Genomic DNA, 1,390 nt, shown 5'->3' on the forward strand with positions numbered 1-1,390 from the left:
CGGCTTATGGGAATTACCGAATGGCTTATTTGTTTACCAAACAGAAAACAGAGTGTTTCCAGGAAGCTCACGCTTTATTCTTTGAGAAAGTAGGTGGTGTGTATCAGACCATGGTCTATGACAATATTATAGCTACATGGTTAAAGACAGGTGAACCGTATAGAGATATTCTACTTACTATTGCAGTGGCTCATTTTGTTATGTCAAGGCTGATAACTATAAAAAAGAAAGAAGTGCAAAATGAAAGGTAGCTTATTTCGCTAACGGGCAGGTTTGTTCAATAACAAGCGTTCAAAGGAGGTCTTTTGTGAGAATTATATGGTTTCCGTTATTATCATCAGTTGGGACAATGGCTCTATTATATTGGATTGGAAATATATTTAATTTATCTCTTCTTAGGTTTTCATTTGTTCTAAATGAACCGATTGATTTTTGATGCAAATATTGCAATACTTCCTTTTGCTTTCGGCTTAATAGTTGGATTTATTGTAGAACGTATAGTTAAAGTCAGAAGCAATTGACCAAAGAGGTGTAATGAAAAAGCAGAGTTAAAATGAAGAAAAAAATGAGAATAAATAAGTTCAATTTTGCTGAAAGTGTTATTCAACTAATACCAGCTAATAGAAGGTCAATAGATAGGACTAAAAAAGTTGAAAAGGTCATGGTACAATAAAATTGCGCATGCCAAATAGGCTTCAAATATACTTACTTGAAGTATTTTCCTAAAATGAATTTAATTGGAATTAATTATACCTTGAAAGCCTTTTACGCTTTAAAAGTGCATAAATCCAATGAATGAGCTTGTTGGAACAAGCAATGATAGCTACTTTATGTGGCTTGCCCTCTTCACGCTTTTTATCATAGTAAGCTTTTAGTTTTGGATTACGATTCTTTGTTATTCCACATTGCACAGCGGTATAGAGGGTTTTCCGAAGGCGAGAAGATCCTCTTTTCGTGATTTTGTTAATGGTGGCTCTAAACTTTCCCGACTCGTGAACACTAGGATCAATTCCGGCATAAGCAACCAGTTTCTTAGGATGATGAAACTGATCGATTTCCCCAATTTCGGAAATGATTGTTGCCGCAATCTTTCCACCAATACCGGGGATTGATCGGATCATTTTATAATCTTCAAATTCTTCTGCCATGGCATCTATCTCTTTGTCTAGTTTGGATAGGTGCTTTTGGTATTGAAGAAGAAGGTTAATGTACATCGTAAGACTAACGATGTGACTCGTATATAAGTTGCGTTTAAAAGGGTCTAAAACGTATCGTCTGAATTAACAAGGTTGCAACCGGTTAATGTTTCGATTTTTCGAAGCCTGTATAATAATGACTGCCTGTGCAGATTCAGTTCTCTCGCTGTTTGGCTGACATTCCCTCTGTTCCG

The 1,390-nt window shown here is 35.9% G+C and carries 2 protein-coding genes and 2 pseudogenes; 2 read left to right on the forward strand and 2 right to left on the reverse strand.

The features are described 5' to 3' along the window. Positions 1–251 (forward strand): annotated as a pseudogene (locus tag ACE1TI_RS21755) (IS21 family transposase); the annotation flags it as partial. A gap of 56 nt (positions 252–307) precedes the next feature. After that, the gene (locus ACE1TI_RS21760) at positions 308–436 is read left to right on the forward strand and encodes a hypothetical protein (RefSeq protein ID WP_375009591.1); all 129 of its coding nucleotides are present in this window, start codon (positions 308–310) and stop codon (positions 434–436) included. Positions 437–743: 307 nt separating this feature from the next. Here the strand turns inward: ACE1TI_RS21760 and ACE1TI_RS21765 are convergent. Next, a pseudogene (locus tag ACE1TI_RS21765) lies at positions 744–1,262 on the reverse strand (IS110 family RNA-guided transposase); the annotation flags it as partial. Beyond that, positions 1,262–1,390: helix-turn-helix domain-containing protein (locus ACE1TI_RS21770; protein ID WP_375009592.1), on the reverse strand; the 129-nt coding region annotated here is incomplete at its 5' end. The gene ACE1TI_RS21770 and the pseudogene ACE1TI_RS21765, both read right to left, overlap by 1 nt.

Source organism: Alteribacillus sp. JSM 102045 (assembly GCF_041949975.1).
GTDB lineage: Bacteria > Bacillota > Bacilli > Bacillales > Marinococcaceae > Alteribacillus.